Source organism: Pseudomonas sp., from assembly GCF_036387035.1.
Classification (GTDB): domain Bacteria; phylum Pseudomonadota; class Gammaproteobacteria; order Pseudomonadales; family Pseudomonadaceae; genus Aquipseudomonas.
Map to the genome: position 1 here is coordinate 1 of NZ_DASVUM010000249.1, position 2,527 is coordinate 2,527.

At 60.0% G+C, this 2,527-nt stretch carries 3 protein-coding genes; 2 read left to right on the forward strand and 1 reads right to left on the reverse strand.

Going from position 1 to position 2,527, the window contains the following annotated elements; all coding sequences use genetic code 11:
• The first annotated feature begins 20 nt into the window (after positions 1-20).
• On the forward strand, positions 21-362 hold the full coding sequence (locus VF672_RS22990) for a HopJ type III effector protein (protein ID WP_331107236.1): 342 nt from the start codon (positions 21-23) through the stop codon (positions 360-362).
• A gap of 83 nt (positions 363-445) precedes the next feature.
• Here VF672_RS22990 and trxB read toward each other — a convergent pair whose 3' ends face one another.
• Complete coding sequence (gene trxB / locus VF672_RS22995; RefSeq protein WP_331107238.1) at positions 446-1,408, reverse strand: thioredoxin-disulfide reductase; 963 nt, start codon at positions 1,406-1,408, stop codon at positions 446-448.
• Between the two features lie 385 nt (positions 1,409-1,793).
• Between trxB and cysZ the strand changes: the two genes are divergently transcribed.
• Positions 1,794-2,527: sulfate transporter CysZ (gene cysZ / locus VF672_RS23000; protein ID WP_331107240.1), on the forward strand; the 734-nt coding region annotated here is incomplete at its 3' end.

Consider the following 2,527-nt stretch of genomic DNA (forward strand, 5'->3'; position numbering starts at 1 on the left):
GTTTGCCAAGGAACCGAAGCATGACTGACCTGAAAGCCCTGCGCGTCAGCCTGGCCAGCGGCAATCACCTGTTCGCCGAGACGCTGGCCTTTATCGCCGCGCACTACGAGTATCAGCCTCAGGCGTTCAGCAACGGCCCGGCGGAAAACGCCGCGGGCCAGAACGAAGGTTCGTGCAAGACGCTGGCCATGGCGCTGCTTGAAGGTCTGAGCGACGAGGAAGCGTTGCTTGCTTTCGGTGAGCATTACCGCTCTGTACTCGATACGCCGCAGGGTTCTGACCACGGCAACATCCGGGCGCTGATCGCACACGGATTGGCCGGTGTGAAGTTCTCGGCTGAACCGCTCAAGCGCAAGGCCTGATGCGGGATCGAATCGCCAGGGCGTCTGGCCAGGCATAAAAAAACCGGCTCAATGAGCCGGTTTTTTTGTACCGCAGGAGCCAGTCAGAACGAAACGTTCGCCAGGCCGTCCAGGTAGCGCTCGACATCCAGTGCAGCCATGCAGCCTGCGCCTGCCGAGGTGATGGCTTGACGGTACACGTGATCTGCCACGTCACCGGCGGCGAAAACACCGTCGACGCTGGTGGCCGTCGCATTACCTTCACGGCCGCCCTGAACCACCATGTAGCCGTCCTTCAATGCCAACTGACCGTCAAACAGACTGGTGTTCGGCGTGTGACCGATGGCGATAAACACACCGTCAACCTTCACTTCCGAATAACTGCCGTCGTTGTTCTTCAAGCGCGCGCCGGTCACACCCATATTGTCGCCCAACACCTCGTCCAGCGTGGCGTTGAGTTTGAGCTCGATCTTGCCTTCGGCGACACGGGCATGCAGCTTGTCGATGAGGATCTTCTCGGCGCGGAACGTATCGCGACGGTGAACCAGCGTGACCTTGCTGGCGATGTTCGCCAGATACAGGGCTTCCTCAACAGCGGTGTTGCCGCCGCCGACCACAGCGACCGGTTTGTTGCGATAGAAGAAACCATCACACGTAGCGCAGGCCGAAACGCCCTTGCCCATGAACGCTTCTTCGGAAGGCAGACCGAGATAACGAGCGCTGGCGCCGGTAGCGATGATCAGCGCATCGCAGGTGTAGGTGGCGTTGTCGCCTTTCAGGCTGAACGGCTTGCCGGCCAGGTCCACTGCATTGATGTGATCGAACACGATCTCGGTTTCGAAACGCTCGGCGTGTTCGCGCATACGCTCCATCAACGCCGGGCCGGTCAGGCCGTGCGGGTCGCCCGGCCAGTTGTCGACTTCGGTGGTGGTGGTCAATTGACCACCCGCCTGCATCCCGGTGATCAGCAACGGCTTCAGGTTGGCGCGCGCGGCATAAACGGCTGCGCTGTAACCGGCAGGGCCGGAACCAAGAATAATCACTCGCGAATGACGTACATCAGACATGACACACTCCTATTGACCGGCCATCGTTACGCGTGGTCGGAGTCACTGGATCTAAACCGGCGCACCGGTTGAGGGGGTTGGGATTGCCGGGCCCTGGCTGCAGGGACTGCACCCGGCGATCCTGAAAATGTGAAGCTGCCACTCGGGGCGCAGCAACAGTGAAAGTTGGCCGCAAGCTTATCGGGGCAGAGAAGATTAAGGAAATATCGTTTCACAATCCAGCTCATAGGCCGGCACTATCCGGCGCCTGCCGATGCGCGATTACGTTCAGGCATAGACTTCACCGCGGCACGATTGTTTCAGCGGATGTCGCACCTGCCGCCGCGCTTCCGCCCCCGCGATAAAGCCGGTAAGGTCGGCCCGAAATCATTGCCTGGAGGCACGCATGCCTGCACCCGCCCTGTCCGGCCCGCAATACCTGCGCGAAGGCCTGAAACTGGTCCTGAGCCCTGGCCTGCGCTTGTTCGTTCTGTTGCCGCTGGCGATCAATCTGGTGCTGTTCAGTGCCATGATCTACTTCGCCGGCCACGAATTCAGGCTCTGGGTCGATTCATTCATGCCAACCCTCCCGGGCTGGCTCAGTTTCCTCAACTACATCTTGTGGCCGTTGTTCGTCGTGCTCGTCGTCTTGATGGTGTTCTTCACCTTCACCATGATCGCCAACATCATCGCCGCCCCGTTCAACGGCTTTCTTTCAGAGAAAGTGGAAGTGGTGCTGCGCGGGACGGATGATTTTCCCGCTTTCAGCTGGGGCGAACTGATGGCAATGGTTCCGCGCACCTTAAGCCGGGAAATGCGCAAACTGGGCTACTTTCTGCCGCGCGCCATTGGCCTGTTCATTCTTTCGTGGATACCCGTGGTGAACCTCGTCGCCGCGCCGCTTTGGCTGATGTTCGGCGTGTGGATGATGGCCATCCAGTACATCGACTATCCCGCCGACAACCATAAAATGAGCTGGCAAGACATGCTCGCCTGGCTACGCGCCAAACGCTGGCAGAGCATGAGCTTTGGCGGGATTGTGTATCTGGTGCTGCTGATACCCGTGGTCAACATCCTGATGATGCCCGCGGCGGTGGCGGGGGCGACGTTGTTCTGGGTGAGGGAGCGCGGTGCGGAGAC

Coding starts and splice junctions, on each gene's coding strand:
- VF672_RS22990 (WP_331107236.1), top strand. CDS start 21: ATGACTGACCTGAAAGCCCTGCGCGTCAGCCTGGCCAGCGGCAATCAC.
- trxB (WP_331107238.1), bottom strand. CDS start 1,408: ATGTCTGATGTACGTCATTCGCGAGTGATTATTCTTGGTTCCGGCCCT.